Source organism: Halobacillus sp. K22, from assembly GCF_052246795.1.
Classification (GTDB): Bacteria; Bacillota; Bacilli; order Bacillales; family Halobacillaceae; genus Halobacillus.
The window spans coordinates 254,304-273,031 of sequence record NZ_JBQQCN010000003.1 but is presented as its reverse complement, the minus strand read 5'-3'; the positions used below and the strand labels follow the sequence as shown (position 1 = coordinate 273,031).

Sequence of the window (18,728 nt, the reverse complement as noted above, 5' to 3'; positions counted from 1 at the left end):
GTAAGATCCCGGAAGGCGAAGCCTGAGGAAGCTTACCACATGCCCACGGAAAGCGAAATCGTCCCCCGCAGGACCTATTTCTCACAAAAGACTCGAAACTGAGTCTTCCAGTAACGGGAGCTTATCTGTAAGATTAACAAGGGAGGCTTAACAAAGCTTTAAGAAATCACGAACAAAGATCACTTGATACTCAAGAATCGTTCTACATTATGGAGTTAAATTATATACTTACTACCGTAAGGGACGAATGCTTTACAGACACAAAAAAAGACTGTCAAGACTTTCTCGACAGTCAGATTACTTCTCACCGATAGTGTGATGATACTTATTGAAACATAGATGAATTCATTTCTTTAATTGCAGCTTTTTCTAGTCTGGATACTTGCGCTTGAGATATTCCGATTTCTTCAGCGACTTCCATTTGAGTTTTACCCTGGAAAAATCGTTTTGTCAAAATCATTTTTTCACGATCATTCAATTTCTTCATGCCTTCACGCAAAGAGAGTTCATCTAACCAGATGGAGTCTTTTTCACGGTCGTCTTTTAACTGATCAACCACAAATATCGGATCGCCTCCATCATTGTAAATCGGTTCAAATAATGAAACAGGATCCTGAATGGCATCCATAGCGAATACGACATCCTCGTGTGGCACTCCCATTCTATCCGCAATTTCATGCGGGGCTGGGTCTTTATTGGTTTCACTTATCATTTTCTCTCTCATTTGCAAAGCCTTATAAGCCGTGTCTCTTAACGATCTTGAAACGCGTATCGGATTATTGTCCCGCAAATACCTGCGTATTTCTCCAATAATCATTGGTACAGCATAAGTAGAAAATTTAACATTATGGCTTAAATCAAAATTGTCTATGGACTTCATTAATCCAATGCAGCCCACTTGAAATAAATCATCACCATATTCTCCGCGATTATTGAAGCGCTGAATAACCGATAATACTAAACGAAGATTCCCATTGACTAATTCCTCACGTGCTTCCGTTTCACCACTTTGGAGACGTATAAACAGGGCCTTCATTTCTTTATTGGTCAGCACTGGAAGTTTGGATGTATCTACTCCGCATATTTCTACTTTGTGTCGTGTCAAATAAGACCCTCCCAAGAAGCTGTAATCAGTTCTCAGTATCTCCCTGGGAGGAAAATTTATGCATTTGTTTTATTAGTTCTATTAGACCATTTTATCGAATTCACGTTGTAAGCGGCGAATAATCTTTTTCTCAAGCCTTGATATATAAGACTGGGAGATCCCCATCATATCCGCAACATCTTTTTGTGTTTTTTCTTTTTTTCCAATTAAACCGAACCTTAATTCCATAATCTGCTTCTCACGATCATTTAATTGATCCAGGGCAGACATTAGTAATTTCTTGTCTATTTTTTTCTCAATGCCCTTGGTCGTCAAATCTTCTTCCGTGCCTAAAATATCGGATAATAATAGTTCATTTCCGTCCCAATCAACGTTTAGCGGTTCATCAAACGAAACTTCTGTTTTCAATTTATTACTCTTTCTTAGATGCATAAGGATCTCATTTTCGATACAGCGGGAAGCATAAGTGGCCAGTTTTATTTTTTTCTCTGGATCGAATGTATTGACGGCTTTAATTAAACCAATGGTTCCAATACTGATTAGATCCTCTATATTTAACCCTGTGTTTTCAAATTTTCTAGCTATATAGACCACTAGACGCAAATTCCGTTCAATCAGCATGGCACGTGCGGCCTTATCTCCTTTAGGCAGGAGCTCAAGCAGCTCTTTTTCTTCTTCTCTTGAAAGTGGAGGTGGTAAAGCTTCACTGCCTCCAATATAATAAATTTCATCTTGCTTGATTCCTAGCTTAATTAAAATACGATAAAACCACAGCCTTAATTTAAAAAACCATTTGACCATGTCATTCCCCTTCCCTTAGGCAGTTTTTCCTTTAACCATAATGTGGGGATGTATCAGCATTTGATAAAGACGATCATGGGTAAGATTATGATGCTGCACACCTACCAATGGCTGTTTCATTTCTAAATTTCCTTGTGGCGTTACAATCGAAATTTGATCCACTAACAGAGTAACAAGCAGTTGGCCTTTAGTTCCTGCGGCTTGAAAAGGAACTAAGCGAACAGACGATTGAATGGATGATGGCAATTCTTCCATTGAAGTTACGATTTGATCTACTTGTAGTTTTTCAAGCACTTCTGGTTCAAGAAACTGTTCCATAACTGTATGGTCGGCTAGAAATACCATTTTCCTGCTGATGGGATCGATTAATTGATTTCCGCTGTCGACCATTCCACGGCAGAGGACTTCTTTACCATTCCAAGTGACTTTCACATCATAAATGTTCTCAAGTTTCATATGATGGACACTGACTTGCTCCAGCCGCCACTTAGTAAAGAAAAATGAACAAGGAAATCCAATGCAGACAAACACCCAGCTGACAGGATCACCATATCCTCCTGAAAACGTTACGACCGTCCCCCCTTGAATACTAATTTCCGTGGCTAGAAAATAATGGACACCAAGCATGCTTCCTCCCATAGAAAACGTTATAAAATAAAAGCTGACCAACTGTAGAAAAAATGCGCGAAGTGAGGTAAAAGAAAAAGCAATACCGATGATAAGTAAAGAAAAGACCAGCTTCCCAAGGGTGCTCGTCAACCATAAATCCGGCATAAAAATAGATATCGGCACAATGCTGGAGGCTGCAAAAGCGGCAAAAAACATACGGATTTTAGACGATCTGGCCCGCACCACCCCCTGGGTAAGATAGAGGATCATGGCATCCATTAAAAAATTGAGCAACCAGACAGCATCAAGATAGATGACTCCCGCTCCCTTCATCTATTGTTATAAGAAATTATAAGCTTGTCCGCCTAAAAAGTCTGTCACAATCTGAATAGCAGGCTAGCAAGTTTTGTAACATCATGTAACGGACTATAACCATCCGATTGTAGTTAACCTGCGTTACTCTTACCATATCTTACCTACCTATCCTTCTCTACTGCATAATCAAAGATCGTTTTTCAGGAGAGTCCTGTCGAAAGTATTAATAATTGATCAAACAGAATGAAAACAAATAGTTATCGCGAAGGGTGATTTATTGACTGATTAAATTTTGAATTGATTTTACAGATAAGCTCCCGTTTGTGGAAGACTCAGTTTCGAGATATATTGGGTCCGTTATGGAAAGAAGGCTAGGGGTGGGTTGGGAAATAACTCGCTTTCCTGTGGGGGAACTGGCAAGCCTCCTCAGTCGTTATCACTCCCTGTGGGGTCTCGCCTAGCTCCTTCTCCCACGGGAGTCTCGTCATTTCCCAACCCACCCAGCGATATCTGGCGAACGGACCCTTCTATAGGAAAAAGAAGACATGGTAAATCTGCCTCAAATGCTTCTATAGCAGGGTCATTCACGTGGTAACGTAACAAAACCAATGTGTTCAGAATGTTATCTCTTTCTCGTAATATTCCTCTACTCCAAAGAAGTTCGAGACACACAATTATCGCAAGGTCCGGAGGGGGACGATGAAGACTCCTGTGGGATGAACATGATAGGTAAGATCCCGGAAGGCGGAGCCTGAGGAAGCTTACCACATGCCCACGGAAAGCGAATCGTCCCCCGCAGGACCTTCGCTCTAACTCAATATCTCGAATTCGAGTCTTACAGTAAACGGCCCTTTAGTTGAATAATGAGCTTATAAAACTCAGTAATAACGTTTAACATAGCCCACAAAAAAAAGACCGCTGCACCTTATAAAGTGCAGCGGTCTTTAAGTTCATTTTAACGGCGACGATTCCGGTTTCTTAAGAACGTCGGGATATCCAGGGTGTCTTCTTCCTGGTTTGGTTTTTGGTTTTGCGGCTGAGGGCTCTCACGGCGTGGTTGTTCTTCACGCACGCTGCGCTCAGGCTGACTAGGTTTTTGCTGGCTCGGGCTCTGTTGGCTTGTAGATGGACGTTTCTTTTGCCCTTGAGCAATCTGCGTCTCATCAAAACCAGTTGCAATAACCGTAACTACAATTTCATCTTTGAGGTTTTCATTAATAACTGAACCAAAGATTACGTTTACTTCCTGATCAGCTGCTGAGGTAACGATATCAGCTGCTTCTTGAACTTCGTACAGGCTCAGGTTGGTTCCGCCGCTGATATTCATCAATACGCCATGTGCACCATCAATAGATGTTTCAAGTAATGGTGAGGAGATGGCTTTCTTAGCAGCTTCTGCGGCTCTGCTTTCACCTGTAGCTATTCCAATACCCATCAAAGCTGATCCTTTGTCTACCATGATGGTCTTAACGTCTGCGAAGTCAACGTTGATCAGTCCTGGAACAGCGATCAAGTCTGAGATGCCTTGGACACCTTGACGAAGGACATTGTCTGCTTCACGGAATGCTTCCAGCATAGGGGTGTTTTTATCAACAATTTCAAGAAGACGGTCGTTTGGAATGACGATCAGCGTATCTACGCTTCCTTTCAATCCTTCGATTCCGCCTGCAGCTTGTGTAGAACGCTTACGTCCTTCGAATGTAAACGGACGTGTTACAACGCCTACAGTCAGCGCACCCAGTTCTTTAGCAACTTGTGCAATGACCGGTGCAGCCCCTGTACCAGTTCCGCCGCCCATTCCGGCTGTAACGAAAACCATATCTGCTCCTTGAAGGGCTTCTTCTAGCTGTTCCTTACTTTCTTCGGCAGCTTTACGGCCTACTTCCGGGTTTGCACCCGCACCAAGACCTCGAGTCAGCTTACCGCCGATTTGCATTTTAACTTCTGCTTTGGATAAATTCAGTGCCTGAGCATCCGTATTCACGGCGATAAATTCTACGCCCTGCACTCCATGCTCAATCATACGGTTGACGGCATTACTGCCACCACCGCCTACTCCGATAACTTTAATGGTTGCCAGTTGGTCCATGCTTGTATCAAAATCTAACATCTTCCGTTCCTCCTAATACACGAGATTACAAGATTTATTGTTTGTGTCCGTCCGCTGACCGACTTTGACCTGTCATTAATCAAAGAAATACTTCAATAAGTTGGACAAGCCTGACTCTTTCTTCTTCTCGGGCTTTTCATTTTCTTCATTTTGCTGTTTCGCAGCACGCTTCTGTTTTTTAGGCGCTGGTTGTGTAAATTCTTCAGTTACAGATGGGAAAATCTCTTTTCCTTGTATTTTCGCATTACGATAAGCGAATTGCAAGATACCGACTCCACTTGTAAACTGCGGTTCTCTTACACCAATATAATCCGGAATTGCCAAACGAACATTGGAATGGAATACATCCTGGGCAAGTTCAAGTATGCCAGGCATGTTCATCGTTCCGCCAGTCAGTACAAAACCACCCGGCAGTTCTCTTACTCCCATTCTCTGAAGCTCTTCCGCTGCTAAGACAAATATTTCTTCTAGTCTAGCTTCAATCATATCAGATAATTGCAATTGATTGAATGCCTGTTCGCGATTACTTCCAATGATTGTTACAGAAAATGTTTCCTGTTCATTAGCATCATCAAAAAATGCGTGTCCATGCTCGACTTTTACTTTTTCTGCTTCTTCTGTCGAAGTTCTTAATCCGATCGACAAGTCTTTTGTAATGTTGTCTCCACCAAACGGAATCAAGCTTGTTCCTTTAAGGTGGCCATCTTCAAATACAGAAATTGTGGTGGATCCACCGCCCACATCCAGGAGCGCAACACCAAGATTTGTTTCGTCGCTGGACAAGGAAACTGTCCCTGAAGCCAGAGGCTGAAGACAAACATCCAGTACCTCAAGCCCCGCACGCTCAACACATTTCAAAGTGTTATGTAAAACGGTTTTAGCACAAGTAATAATCATACCTTCCATTTCCAGTCGGACGCCAATCATTCCACGAGGGTCAGTAATTTCATCCTGGCCATCTACAATAAACTGACGGGGTATGACATCAATAATCTCTCTTTCAGGAGGGATGGAAAGCACCTGGGCTGCGTCAATGACCCTTGTAATATCTTCATTGCCAATCTCTCTGCTTTCACTTGAGACAGCTACCACTCCATGGCATGATTGCAGCTGAATATGATTGCCGTTAATACCTACCACTACACGGTCAATCTTCATATCTACCATACGTTCTGCCTGTTCTACAGCTGAACGGATAGAATGGACCGTTTGATCTATATCAACAATTGCCCCTTTTTTCATACCGTTTGATTTTGCTGAGCCTACACCAATAATATTGAGGGTATCATTTGAGATTTCTCCAATAATTACTTTTATTCGACTCGTGCCTATATCTAAGCTAACTAATATTTCTTCTTGTTTCACCAGTGGCGCACCTCCTATTACAAGCCATATGAGTAGTTCAAAGCATATCGAATTTACGATAAAAAAACAATCTTTGCAACCAATTCGTAAATCAAATGATAAGTTTTGAGACTCCGGCTTTTCTTCAATTCATTTTTTAAGCTATTCTTTTAGTTGATTTCCACAAAGTCTAAAGAATATCCTTTTCATTCGTCGCATTTTTTATAATTTAAGTCAAGCAGCATTCGTAAGAATTATATGGTTTCACCCTACCCTGCCGCCGCCGAGCCATTTCAACTTCCCCTTTTCCTTTACCCTTAAGACTTAGCCTGAGCTTACTGCTCAGATTCTTCCGAGCCGGAGTCATCTGGAGAAAGAATATTCTGGTCTGGATTTTCTGAAGATTCATTGCTCTCTTCCGTACTTCCATTTTGTTCCGTGTCCTGTTCAGATGGCGGAGGTTGCTCCAGATTTTCTTCAGGATTGTTATTTGCTTCAGACGCTGGAGTTGCTTCCGTAGTCTCCTCAGGTGCAGGGGTTGATTCCGCATTCTGCTCAGGGGTTTCAGCCCCGGTCTCTCCTTCAGTCTCTCCTTCAGTCTCTCCTTCTTCCTCCGAGGTAGCATATTCTTCAAAATAAGCGCCTACATCGATATGAATAATCCCTTCGGCGTCATCTTCCAATTGAGATACAATGGATGGATAAATGGTCATCTTATTTGAAAAATTCCGGATAGAAGCCAGGACCTGAAAGCCATCGTTCATATACAATCTAATTTGATAAGGATTGTCCTCTTTAGGCTCCCAATGAATTTCGGAAATTAAGTTAGTTACACTCTGCGGTAACTCCTTCAACTCCTTGGACATTTCTTCAAGATACGTCTGTTTTGAAAACCCGGCAAGGATCGGCGCATCTCCACCTGGGAGTGAAGAGGTAGATTCTAATTTAGTTCCATTCTCAAGAATTGCAGAGAATTCACCATTCTTTTGCACATATCCAATCCGCTCTGCTTCTTCAACCTGAATCTGAACAGTATTAGGTAAATCTCGATCTACATTCACACTCTTAATTTCTTTATGAGATTCAACATTAGTTTTTATAGAATCAGTATCTACTTTCCAATAATTGGTCTCTGTGGTAATACCAGCCAGTTCTTTGATTTTATCAGCACTTACATGCCTTTCACCCTGAACTTCTATATTACCTACATTGCTAAGCGGTGACTGCAAATAGATCACAACCGCAATGAGTAAAAAGAGAATCATCAAATAAAGAATCAATCTTCTGTTTGCTTTTTTCCTTCTAGTCTGCTTCAACTTAGGTATGCGATCTTCTATGGAAACGACTTTTCTCTCTTCCATAACGGGCATTTCTCCTTACTGCTAGACACCCTTTCGATGCTGCATTAAGCTGTATGAAAGAATGATTTACCATTACTTAATTCAATGAAGAGAGTTTCTTCATCTAATGACTCCCATTATATCACAAATTTTCGCTAACGGATTACGTGAGTTGAACTAGTTTAATAATATTTTCTTCTATTTTCTCATTAATCCGCTTCCATTGACTAGTATGTCAGAATTACAGCTTCACGTCATCCATTTTCCATGAGTTTCACAACAAAATTAAAGAATTGTACCTGTTAAATTCGAGCAGCTCCCGATCGTTCAATAATCCCCTTATAAATTTCATCGACTACGTTAATAAAACCAGAAAAATAATAAAAAGACGATACAGATAAAAACTGTATCGTCTTCGTCTAGTGATTTGAAAATCGGCTGACACTAAGTAACAGTCCCAGAGAGGCCAGAGTGAGAGTTAGAGAGGATCCTCCATAACTTACTAAAGGGAGGGTAATCCCGGTTACTGGAATTAATCCGGTTACTACACTAACATTGATCATCACTTGGATGGATACCATACCTACGATGCCGAGGGCGAGTAAAGAACCAAACAAGTCAGGGGCATAAAGACTTGTCCTGATTCCTCTCCACAAGAGGATGAAAAATAAAACCAGGATAAAAGCTCCGCCCAGGAAACCGAGTTCTTCTGCGAGTACAGCGAAAATAAAATCCGTTTGTGGCTCAGGTAAGTAAAAGAATTTTTGCATGCTGTTTCCGAGTCCAAGCCCTAGCAATCCTCCAGGACCAATCGCATACAGGGACTGAATAATTTGAAATCCGCTTCCAAGAGGATCTTCCCATGGGTGAAGAAATGCGGTAATACGTTTAATTCGGTAAGGGGCAGAAGCAATTAAAGCAATCATTCCAGCCATACCTGCCGCGGCCATCCACATGAAGTGGCTGATTCTGGCTCCCGCAGTAAACATCATCACCATACATGTCCCTACCATAACCACGCCTGTCCCTAAATCAGGCTGCAGCATTATCAAAGCAAACGGGACCAGGATTAATGCTAGTCCAGGAAGAAACCCCTGTTGAAATGAGTTCATTTTCTTTTGCCGCTCTGATAAAAAACGCGCCAAAAATAATATTAAACCGAGCTTCATAAATTCTGAAGGCTGAATACTGAACATCCCTACGCCGATCCAGCTTCGGGCGCCCCCTCGTACCATGCCCACACCTGGAATCAATACAGCAATTAAGAAAACCAGACACATGATTAGAATCCACTTAGAGTGCCCGTGCCAAACGTAGTAAGGAATTCTTGATAACGTCACCATGGCAACCAGTCCTACTGAGGCAAAAAGGATTTGCCGCTTCGCAAAGAACCAGGGGTCATCAAACTTATACTCGGACCATATGCTTGAGGAACTGTAAACCATGATAATCCCCATGATCAATATCCCTAGTATAGCGGCAACTAACCATAAATCCGGCTTTCTTCGTTTTTCCTCCATAAAAAAAGCCCTACCTCCCATCTGGATGGAAAACAGGGCTCAAGCTTGTCGCATAAAGCCCTTACTTCAGCTTATGCACAGCTTCTGTAAACATGTTGCCTCTTTCTTCAAATGTGCGATATTGATCCCAGCTCGCACAGGCAGGAGATAATAAAACCACATCATCTGTCTTGGATAGACGATAAGCTTCTGTTACAGCCTTATCCATAGTCTCAACTTTAATGATATCTTTAATTCCCGCAGCTTCCCCGGTCTCTTTTAATAGTTCGGCAGTTTCGCCGAATAAGACCATTGCTTTCACGTTAGAAAGGTATGGAGCAAGCCCTTCAAAGCTGTTGCCCCGGTCCAGTCCCCCGGCGAGCAAAATAATCGGCTGCTGGAATGACCGCAGCGCATAGGAAGTGGCTAATATATTTGTTGCTTTAGAGTCATTGTAAAAGAACCTGCCGTTTTTCTCCTGCACGTATTCCAGTCGGTGCTTCACACCAGCAAAGGTCGTCAGCACCTGTTGTATGGCTTCGTTGGAAACCCCGATTGTTTTTACCACTGCTAAAGCGGCCAGGATATTTTGCAGATTCTGTTCCCCTACCAGCACGATGTCAGATTTTTTCATAATGGCTTCTTCATTAAAATAAATCCATTCATTGTCTGCCCAGGCCCCTGTACCCTGCTGGGTAATCGTAAATGGTACCTGTTTTGACTTGGCATCCTTAAGGTAGCTCTTGATCTTCTCATCATCGGCATTATAAACAAACGTATCTCCAACGGTCTGATTTTCAAAAATTTTCGCTTTTGCATTGTGGTAAGCTTCAAGTGTACCATGATAATCTAAATGAGCTTCGTAAAGGTTTAAGAGAACAGCGATGTCCGGTTTGAACGTTTCTGTCCCTAACAGCTGAAAGGAAGACATTTCGACGACCATGGCCTCTTCCGGACTTGTCGAACGAGCTACTTCACAAGCAACCTTTCCAATATTCCCGGCTACGGAAACGGGTTTGTGATCAGCTTTAATAATTTCGTGGATTAAAGTGGTGGTCGTAGTTTTTCCATTGGAACCGGTGATCGCAACCAGCGGGCCCTCATGAAGCCTGCCGGCGAGTTCTACCTCCGTAACTACCGGCACTTCCCGATTTACCGCTTCTTCAATTAGAGGATTCTCATAAGGAATGCCTGGATTTTTAACAATCAGATCTATTCCGTCGAGCGCTTCAAGTGGATGTCCGCCGGTAATGACTTCTGCCCCTTTTTCAATTAAGTTTTGAACCTCTTCACTCTCTTTGTCCGCCTTCAAATCATTAATTCTAACGTTGACCTTTGAATCGAGCAGAAGATGGGCGGCGGCCGTGCCGCTCTTAGCTAAGCCAACAACTAATACATTTTTATAAGGAAAATTATTTAACGTCTTCATCCAAACATCACCTCAATATAAATCCCAAGTACAGCAAATACAAGACCTACTGTCCAGAACGTTGTGACTACACGCCACTCGGACCAGCCTTTCAGTTCGTAATGGTGGTGGAGAGGGCTCATCTTAAAGACTCTCTTACCTGTTGTTTTAAAAGATATAACCTGGATAATAACAGAGAGAGTTTCAAGTACAAACACCCCGCCAATGATCACAAGGATAAGTTCAAGTTTTGTTAATATGGCTGCGATAGCAATCGCTCCGCCTAAAGCAAGCGAGCCAGTGTCCCCCATAAACACCTTGGCCGGGTGGGCATTAAATACGAGAAAACCTAATAATGCTCCTACAACAGCAAGGGTGAAAATGGTTACTTCGACATTAGACTGATCGGTCCATGCCAGGATCGCAAAAGCTCCAAAAGCAATAGCTGCTGTTCCTGCAAGCAATCCATCCAAACCATCTGTTAAATTAACAGCATTGGAGCCACCTACAAGCATGAATAAAATGAGCAGTCCGTAACCCCAGCCCAGTTCCAATTCAAAAGATGTACCAGGTAACGTAATAAATGTAGGAAAACCTGTTCGTTCTAAAATAATATAAACTACGAGTGCGATAATTACCTGGCCAAGCATTTTCTGTTTTGAAGTTAAACCTAGATTACGCTTTAAGGCTACTTTTATATAATCATCTAAAAATCCAAGCAGACCATACCCGAGCAGCACGAATAAAACAAGAAACAGGTGGACGCTTGAATCCCCCGGAGTAAACCAGTATGAGGCACAAAGGGTAGTGACAAGTACCGCAATGATAATCATCACCCCGCCCATTGTAGGGGTCCCGGATTTTTTCTGGTGTGATTCTGGACCTTCTTCTCTAATTGCCTGACCGAACTTCAAACGTCTCAAATAAGGAATGATGATCGGCGATATCACAACGGTAAGTGCGAATGATAATGCCATGGTGATTAGTAATATGTAGTCGTTCATTTCTAGTACCTCCTGTTACTTCGTTGTCCATCATCTCCTATGAATCATTTTACGAGATCGTTCAGTAATTCCTCCAGCTTCATTCCTCTCGAAGCTTTAATAAGAACTACGGTTTCGGCCGTTAATGCTGCACGTACATGATGACTTAAAGTATTTTTATCTGTAAAATGCTTAGTTGTTATTTGTGGGTGCTTTTCAGCAACTGCCCTTGAGATTTCTTCGGAATGCTCGCCAATGGTGTACACTTCATGAATTTTCTCGTTAACCGCTTCGGCTACACTGCGGTGTAATGCTCTGGACTGTGCACCAAGTTCAAACATATCCCCGAGTATCAGGACTTTGTGAGATTTTGTTGTTAATTGAGCCATCACTTCAATGAGGGCTTTCATTGAGGTCGGTGATGCATTATAAGCATCATTAATAATTAAGGAATCATTTATCCCCATATGTTTTTCATAACGCATACCTGACATCTGGAGATGATCAAAACCTTCTTGAATTTGGTCCGCTGACAGACCTGACTTTTTTGCCAGGGCAATTACGTAAGACGCATTCTTCACATTATGCCTTCCTGCGAGAGGAAGCTTATAAGTTTCTTTTTCATTTATTGTGAATTCACTGGCGTCATCTGAAGTTTTGATTACCTTAGCTTGCATGCTATTATTGCTTTCAAACCCGCATGAAAAGGAACGCTTATCTTCCTTAACGGCTTTTAATAGAAGCTCATCGCCATCAATGATTACCGTACCGTCCTCAGGCATTCCATCCATGATTTCCAGTTTAGCAGAAGCAATACCTTCCCTGGAACCAAGATTTTCAATATGGGACTCGCCAATGTTTGTAATGATGGCATACGTTGGATGAGCAAGTTTTGATAAGACGGAAATTTCACCCGCCCGGTCCATCCCCATTTCCAGAACAAGCACTTCTGTATCTTGATTCATCGCAAGAACCGTCAGAGGAAGACCGATATGATTATTAAAATTCCCGGAAGTTTTATGAGTCTTATACTTTCGGCTTAACACGGAAGCGGTCATATCCTTTGTGGTTGTCTTTCCATTAGAGCCAGTGATTCCAATGACTAATGGTTGAACCTTCTGCAAATAATAAGCAGCCACTTCCTGAAGGCCTTTCGTAGTATCCTCAACAAAAAAGACAGGGAAATCGGTCGGTACAGCAGTAGGAAGCTCTTTATCCTTCTGCCAGAGAGCTGCGACCGCCCCTTGTATAATGGCATCTTTTATAAAGTCATGGGCATCAAAATTCTCTCCCACAATAGGTATGAATAAACTCTGCTTAGCTTCCTTTCTTGTATCGGTTAAAATTTCTCTTAACGTAATTCTGTCTTGGGCCGCTCCTTTAAATTCAGGGAAGAGAGTGGTCAGTTCTTGCACTTCTAAAATCATGATGGACGCTCCTTCATTCTCTTTAATATCATTCTTGCTACTTCACTATCATCGAAATGGTGTCTCACACCATTGATTTCCTGATAAGTTTCGTGTCCTTTTCCAGCAATAAGTACCATATCTCCTGCTTTTGCCCTCTTAAGCGCATGTTCAATTGCGTCCTTCCGATCTTCAATCAACTCGAAGGGCTCGCTCAGGTGAGTGGTCATATCCTGAAAAATCTGCTTCGGATCCTCGGTGCGCGGGTTATCCGTTGTAAAAATTACGTAGTCAGCACCTTTTATAGCAGCATCCGCCATATACGGCCGCTTACTCCGATCTCTGTCCCCTCCGCATCCCACTACTACATAGGTGGTACCTTTACAGAATTCCGAAATCGTCTGTAAAGCATTTTCCAGGGAATCCGGCGTATGGGCATAATCAATCACTACTCCATATTCCTGCCCTTCCCGCACCGGTTCAAAACGTCCCCGAACACCACGAGTGGTTTCAAAAGCATGTTTGATGACAGAAAGAGGAATACCTGACAAAATTGCCGCCCCAGCTGCAGCAAGCATGTTATAAATACTAAAGAGCCCCATCAGAGGGCTGTTAATAGCAATATTCCCTTTGGGTGTTTCCAGGACATAAGCGGTACCTGTCTCTTTTAGTGTAATGTCCTTTGCCATAATATCAGCTGCTGAGTGAATCCCATACGTAAGCAGAGGTTGTGAAGTTGAGCGGATAAAACGTTTTGACTGCTTGGAATCTTTATTTATAATAGCGAATTTACGCCGCCCCTTATTATACCCGTTACCCAACTGAGCAAACAATAGGGACTTAGCCCGAAGATAATCGTCAAAATTATCATGATAATCCAAGTGATCGCGGGTAAGGTTTGTGAAGATAGCAATGTCAAAATCGCAGCCATATACCCTGCCTTGATCCAGCGCATGAGAGGAGACCTCCATAATTGCCGTATCTACCTTCGCCTTGCGCATCTCCGCAAAATAACGTTGAAGTGAGAGACTATCCGGTGTGGTATTTTTAACAGGATAGGTTTTTTCTGCGATGGACACCTGAATCGTGCCGATCATTCCTGTCCGCTGCTTATTGTTCCGAAAGATTTCGTCCAATAAATACGTGATTGTTGTTTTCCCGTTCGTGCCGGTAATTCCGATCACCCTTAAGTGCTCGGATGGGAATCCATAAAAAATAGAAGCCGCCATCGCAAGGGCCCTCACCGTATCATTCACGATTACAACAGGCAGACTGGTCGCGACTTCTCTTTCAGCTATAAATACAGCAGCTCCTTTAGCTTCTGCTTCTCGCACATACTCATGTCCATCAGCTTCAACGCCGGGAATGCAAATAAAAAGGTCTCCGGGACCCGTGGATCTTGAATCCATCGAAATCCCTTTAACCGTAATGTCTGACAGGGGTTGAGTTACTTTATAAAAAGGCATAAGCTTCAGTAACTTTTTCATTTTCATAACTGTCACCCTTACCTACATACAAGATTCATTATAGCAAATTGGTGAACCTTCTGTATGCCCATAATTATTTTTTTAATTCTGTTAACAGTCCCTGCTTCTTTATTAAAGTCATTCATAATTTAACAGAACATTATTAATTCCCCATATAAACTCGCACCTTTGATCCGCTTGGTACCTTCACTCCTGCCTCAGGAGCCTGAGTGATCACTTTATCTCCTTTTCCACTTGCCTCAATTTCCAGGTTTGTCAGCAGCTGGTTGAGCTCTTTCTTCTCAAGCCCTGTAACATTAGGGACTTCAACCAATGGCTCATCTGGCCATGTGTATTCTTTCTCCAACCCATCTTTACGCGGTTTTACCTCTAGAGCTCTAAGACTGTCCTCCATGATGTTCCCGACGATAGGAGCTGCGACAACCCCACCAAATTGAACGGTATCCTTCGGGTTATCAATGGCAAGGTAAACCACTAATTCAGGATCATCCGCCGGGGCAAACCCAATAAATGAAACGATATGGTTGTTTTCCATATACCTTCCGTCTGGTCCTACTTTTTGAGCGGTACCGGTCTTACCACCTACGCGATAGCCTTCAACATAAGCCCCCCGGCCAGTTCCTTTAGCCACTACGCTTTCAAGAGCCTTTCTTATTTGAGCAGACGTTTCTTCTGAAATCACGCGATCCTTTACTTTAGGCTCATTCTTTTCCTCTGCTTCCCCTGTGACTGGATCAAGCCAGGCTTCCTGAATGTAAGGTTCATAATAATACCCTCCATTCACAGCCGCTGCTACTGCCATCACCTGCTGAATAGGTGTGACAGAAACCCCTTGTCCAAACGCTGTTGTTGCCTGCTCTACAGGTCCAACATTTTCAGGTTTAAACAAAATCCCTTTGCCTTCACCTTCCAAGTCTATGCCGGTCTTTTCACCAAAACCGAAGCGGTCAATATATTCAAAAAGTTTATCTTTCCCTAAGCGCTGACCTAATTGGACAAATCCAGGGTTACAGGAGTTTTGCACAACTTCCAGAAACGTCTGGTCCCCATGTCCTCCACGCTTCCAGCAATGCAATGTAGCTCCATCAACTTTCACAGCACCTGAATCGTGAAAGTGTTCATCGTGAAGATCTACCAGATTTTCTTCCAGTGCCGCTGCGAGTGTAATAATTTTAAAGGTGGAACCCGGCTCGTACGTACTCCATACTGGTAAGTTGCGATTATAAACCATTGGTTCTACTTCCTGATAATCAGCTGGATTGAAATTCGGACGCGAGGCCATAGCTACAACTTTTCCCGTATCAGGGTCCACCGCTAAAGCGACCGCTCCATCAGGATTGTATTTGCTTTGGGCAATATCCAGTTCCCTCTCCACAATGGCTTGAACTTTATAATCAATCGTAAGCTGAAGATCTTTTCCATCCACCGGAGGCTTGTAAATATCGGCCATGTCAGGCATCCTTTTTCCTTTTGCATCTGAGAAGAAAGATAGAGCTCCCTTTTCGCCTTTAAGCTCATCATCATAGTAGGCTTCAAGACCAAGCAGCCCCTGATTATCAATGCCGCTGAATCCGAGAACATGGGAAAGAAACGAACCATGAGGGTAGTAGCGTTCCGAATCTTCCGCTATGTAGACACCCGGCATCCCCAGGGATTGTATAGCTTCCGCTTTATCTTCAGAGATTTTTCGGCCTTCTGGATGGATTTTTTCAATGGATATTTGTTTTGTGACGTGGGTGTATGCTTTTTCCACACTCATCTCAAGAATCTGAGCCAGGTGCTTAGCTGTGGATTCAGGGTCCTTCACCTGCCTTGGCACAACCATGACTGTAGGTGCCGACTGATTACCGACAAGCACTTCCCCGTTCGTATCCACAATGTTCCCTCGTTCTGGTTCAAACGTGATATCGCGGCTCCAGGACTCTTCTGCTTTAGCAATCAGAAAATCACTGAGTACAAATTGCACGTATCCGAGCCTTCCAATAATGATACAAAAAATAACCATTCCCACAAGAAAAACAGTGATCAATCGCTTCTTCACAATGACTTGCGATACTCTTCTCATCCACATAACTCCTTTTGAAAGTCGGTAGAGTCAGCTTGTATCACTATATGCATTGGAGAAGCGATTAGAACACTGTCTGGAATGGTCTTTCTAGGAGTCAGGCGGTGTTAATTCCACCACCAAATATCCTTCTTCATTAATTTCTGAACCTGGAGCTATGCTTTGTTTTGTTACATAGCCGTTACCCATTGTTTCTATTTTTAATCCAAAATACTCAGCCAGACGGTGGACATCCCGTAAGGAGTAGCCCGTCAAGTCAGGCATCGTTGGCTGATCGGTTATAACCATAATTCTTTGGTTCTTTACAACCTCAGAGCCTGGCTCTGGTAATATTTTCTCTACCTCACTGCCTTGTCCCACCACTTCCACGCGATTGAAGTCTTCTTTCAATTGGCTGGAAGCCTGTTCGACAGAAAGATCGGTGACATCAGGAAGCTTAAGCTGAGATACGTTAGTTTGACTCTCCTCATCTGGTTTAATATCCAGATAATGCAGGCTGTTTTCCATTACTGTTTTCACAATATGGGATACAGGATCTGAGCCATACTCCGTATTATCCAGATTTGGCTGCTGAACGGCCACATACATTATTAATTCAGGGTCGTCTTTCGGAGCCATCCCCATGAATGAAAACGTATAGTTCTCTCTTCCGGTCATATATCCTCCGCCAGGTTTACTGAGCTGTGCAGTTCCGGTCTTCCCTGCCAGGGAAAAATCATCAAGTTTAAACTTCTGACCCGTGCCATTCTCTGATGTAATTACCTGACCCATTAAATCTCTCACTTGAGAAGCTGTTGATTTTGAAATAGGTTCTCCAATAACTTCAGGTGACCGTTCTTTTAGAATTTCCCCGTCCTTACTTGAAGAAATCTTTGAAAGAATATAAGGTTTCATCATTTTGCCATCGTTTGCAATGGATGTTGCAGCCGTCATGAGCTGGATCGGTGCAAACGTGGAGCCTTGGCCAAACGAGGTTGTAATCTGCTCGATTGGTTTATCGAAAACTAACGAACCCGTTTTCTCTCCTGGCAAGTCAATTCCTGACTGTTGATTAAGATGAAAGTCCGAGAGATATTTTTTAAACTTATCAGGTCCTAATTTCTCATAAGCAAGGATCGAAGCCGCAACGTTTGAGGATCGCTGAAACCCTTCATTAAAGGAAATCATACCCCAGCCTTCTCCGTTGTTATGATCGCCTATAGTACTTGAATTCTCAGTTACCTGATACCTTCCGGATTTATATAGCTCATCGCCATCATAAACTCCTTCTTCAATGGCTGAAGCCCATGTGAACATTTTCATAGTGGACCCTGGTTCGAAAGGATAAGATATTAAATCATTGTACCAGTTTTCCACCTTGCCGATGTTATTAGGATTATAACTCGGGCGATTACTCATGGCTAAAATCTGACCTGTATCCGGATCCATAACACCAGCCATGATCTTCTCTGGACTGTATTGTTCATCTACTTGAGCCATGGCATCTTCCAGAAAGGTCTGGATCTTCTGGTCGATTGTCAGGTAAACATTCTCCCCATCATCCGGCTCTTTCATGACCTGGTTTGGATCCAGCAGTTTGGTTCCGTATTTATCACGCTCATAGCTGATTTTTCCTTCTTCTTCTTTTAGAAACTCCTGCATCTGTTTTTCTATTCCTGTAATTCCCTTGATATTCCCATCTTCTGAACGAGCAAAACCGATAAGGTGGGAAGCGAACACGCCATTTGGATAATATCGTTTAGCTTCTTCCTGAAAAGTGATACCATTCAAATTCAAATCCTTGATCTCTTCCATTTCCTCTTGAGAAATCTCACGGCCATTAGCTCCAAACTCTACTTGGAAACGATCATTTTCCTGACCATTCTTAATCGTTTCAATGACTTCACTTTCTTCCATTTCAAGCAAAGGAGCTAGTTCTGAAGCCACTTTTTCAGGATCAGTTACGTGTTTAGGGTTTTCAAGGTTTGCCGAATAGTCCGGGTCTACAATTGCCTGCATACGATACATTGGACGATCATAAGCCAGCACCATTCCGTTCTTATCATAGATCTTGCCTCGGGCGGCATCTATATTGTAAGAACTGGTTCTTATTTCTTCTGCCCATTCTTTTAAATCTACACCCTCTACAGTCGCTGTAGTTTCAATATAAAGAAAGCGGCCGACAATAATCAGAAATACAAAAGAAAACACAAGGATGAGCAGAGCTGCACCCCTATGTGTATTTGGGTTTTTCATATATACATCACCAGTTTTAAG

Annotated in this window: 13 protein-coding genes; all 13 read right to left on the bottom strand. The window is 42.6% G+C overall.

All coding sequences use genetic code 11. The features are described from left to right. Positions 1–325: 325 nt before the first annotated feature. The gene (gene sigG / locus ACTWPM_RS04400) at positions 326–1,165 is read right to left on the bottom strand and encodes an RNA polymerase sporulation sigma factor SigG (RefSeq protein ID WP_443131861.1); all 840 of its coding nucleotides are present in this window, start codon (positions 1,163–1,165) and stop codon (positions 326–328) included. A 21-nt stretch (positions 1,166–1,186) separates the two neighbouring features. After that, positions 1,187–1,906: an RNA polymerase sporulation sigma factor SigE gene (sigE, locus tag ACTWPM_RS04395; RefSeq protein ID WP_014643122.1), complete on the bottom strand. Its 720-nt coding sequence runs from the start codon at positions 1,904–1,906 to the stop codon at positions 1,187–1,189. Between the two features lie 15 nt (positions 1,907–1,921). Next, a complete protein-coding gene (spoIIGA, locus tag ACTWPM_RS04390; protein WP_443131848.1) occupies positions 1,922–2,848 on the bottom strand; it encodes a sigma-E processing peptidase SpoIIGA in 927 nt (308 codons plus the stop codon). Between the two features lie 937 nt (positions 2,849–3,785). Then, entirely contained in the window at positions 3,786–4,940 is a 1,155-nt protein-coding gene (gene ftsZ, locus ACTWPM_RS04385) for a cell division protein FtsZ (protein ID WP_443131847.1), read from the bottom strand. Positions 4,941–5,015: 75 nt separating this feature from the next. After that, positions 5,016–6,305 (bottom strand): cell division protein FtsA, encoded by a 1,290-nt coding sequence (gene ftsA / locus ACTWPM_RS04380; protein ID WP_443131846.1) that lies wholly within the window; start codon positions 6,303–6,305, stop codon positions 5,016–5,018. Between the two features lie 314 nt (positions 6,306–6,619). After that, a complete protein-coding gene (locus ACTWPM_RS04375) occupies positions 6,620–7,645 on the bottom strand; it encodes a cell division protein FtsQ/DivIB (protein WP_443131845.1) in 1,026 nt (341 codons plus the stop codon). A 398-nt stretch (positions 7,646–8,043) separates the two neighbouring features. Then, positions 8,044–9,144, bottom strand: coding sequence for a stage V sporulation protein E (gene spoVE / locus ACTWPM_RS04370; protein ID WP_443131844.1), 1,101 nt, complete (start codon positions 9,142–9,144; stop codon positions 8,044–8,046). Positions 9,145–9,205: 61 nt separating this feature from the next. Next, on the bottom strand, positions 9,206–10,552 hold the full coding sequence (gene murD, locus ACTWPM_RS04365; RefSeq protein WP_443131843.1) for a UDP-N-acetylmuramoyl-L-alanine--D-glutamate ligase: 1,347 nt from the start codon (positions 10,550–10,552) through the stop codon (positions 9,206–9,208). Further along, positions 10,549–11,535 carry a phospho-N-acetylmuramoyl-pentapeptide-transferase gene (gene mraY / locus ACTWPM_RS04360; RefSeq protein WP_443131842.1) on the bottom strand — a complete coding sequence of 329 codons (987 nt, stop codon included), beginning with the start codon at positions 11,533–11,535 and terminating at the stop codon, positions 10,549–10,551. The genes murD and mraY overlap by 4 nt, the downstream gene beginning before the upstream one ends. 44 nt (positions 11,536–11,579) lie before the next feature. Beyond that, positions 11,580–12,941 (bottom strand): UDP-N-acetylmuramoyl-tripeptide--D-alanyl-D-alanine ligase, encoded by a 1,362-nt coding sequence (locus ACTWPM_RS04355; protein ID WP_443131841.1) that lies wholly within the window; start codon positions 12,939–12,941, stop codon positions 11,580–11,582. Beyond that, positions 12,938–14,413, bottom strand: coding sequence for a UDP-N-acetylmuramoyl-L-alanyl-D-glutamate--2,6-diaminopimelate ligase (locus tag ACTWPM_RS04350; RefSeq protein ID WP_443131840.1), 1,476 nt, complete (start codon positions 14,411–14,413; stop codon positions 12,938–12,940). Before ACTWPM_RS04350 ends, ACTWPM_RS04355 begins: the two co-directional genes overlap by 4 nt. Before the next feature lie 136 nt (positions 14,414–14,549). Next, positions 14,550–16,472 (bottom strand): stage V sporulation protein D, encoded by a 1,923-nt coding sequence (locus tag ACTWPM_RS04345; protein ID WP_443131839.1) that lies wholly within the window; start codon positions 16,470–16,472, stop codon positions 14,550–14,552. Between the two features lie 90 nt (positions 16,473–16,562). Further along, on the bottom strand, positions 16,563–18,707 hold the full coding sequence (locus tag ACTWPM_RS04340) for a penicillin-binding transpeptidase domain-containing protein (protein ID WP_443131838.1): 2,145 nt from the start codon (positions 18,705–18,707) through the stop codon (positions 16,563–16,565). Positions 18,708–18,728: the final 21 nt, after the last annotated feature.

Bases quoted from the DNA above. Each gene is read 5' to 3' on its own strand.
- ACTWPM_RS04355 (WP_443131841.1), bottom strand. From the start codon at position 12,941: ATGATTTTAGAAGTGCAAGAACTGACCACTCTCTTCCCTGAATTTAAA.
- ftsZ (WP_443131847.1), bottom strand. From the start codon at position 4,940: ATGTTAGATTTTGATACAAGCATGGACCAACTGGCAACCATTAAAGTT.
- mraY (WP_443131842.1), bottom strand. From the start codon at position 11,535: ATGAACGACTACATATTACTAATCACCATGGCATTATCATTCGCACTT.
- ACTWPM_RS04350 (WP_443131840.1), bottom strand. From the start codon at position 14,413: ATGAAAATGAAAAAGTTACTGAAGCTTATGCCTTTTTATAAAGTAACT.
- murD (WP_443131843.1), bottom strand. From the start codon at position 10,552: ATGAAGACGTTAAATAATTTTCCTTATAAAAATGTATTAGTTGTTGGC.
- spoVE (WP_443131844.1), bottom strand. From the start codon at position 9,144: ATGGAGGAAAAACGAAGAAAGCCGGATTTATGGTTAGTTGCCGCTATA.
- sigE (WP_014643122.1), bottom strand. From the start codon at position 1,906: ATGGTCAAATGGTTTTTTAAATTAAGGCTGTGGTTTTATCGTATTTTA.
- ACTWPM_RS04340 (WP_443131838.1), bottom strand. From the start codon at position 18,707: ATGAAAAACCCAAATACACATAGGGGTGCAGCTCTGCTCATCCTTGTG.
- ACTWPM_RS04375 (WP_443131845.1), bottom strand. From the start codon at position 7,645: ATGGAAGAGAGAAAAGTCGTTTCCATAGAAGATCGCATACCTAAGTTG.
- ACTWPM_RS04345 (WP_443131839.1), bottom strand. From the start codon at position 16,472: ATGAGAAGAGTATCGCAAGTCATTGTGAAGAAGCGATTGATCACTGTT.
- spoIIGA (WP_443131848.1), bottom strand. From the start codon at position 2,848: ATGAAGGGAGCGGGAGTCATCTATCTTGATGCTGTCTGGTTGCTCAAT.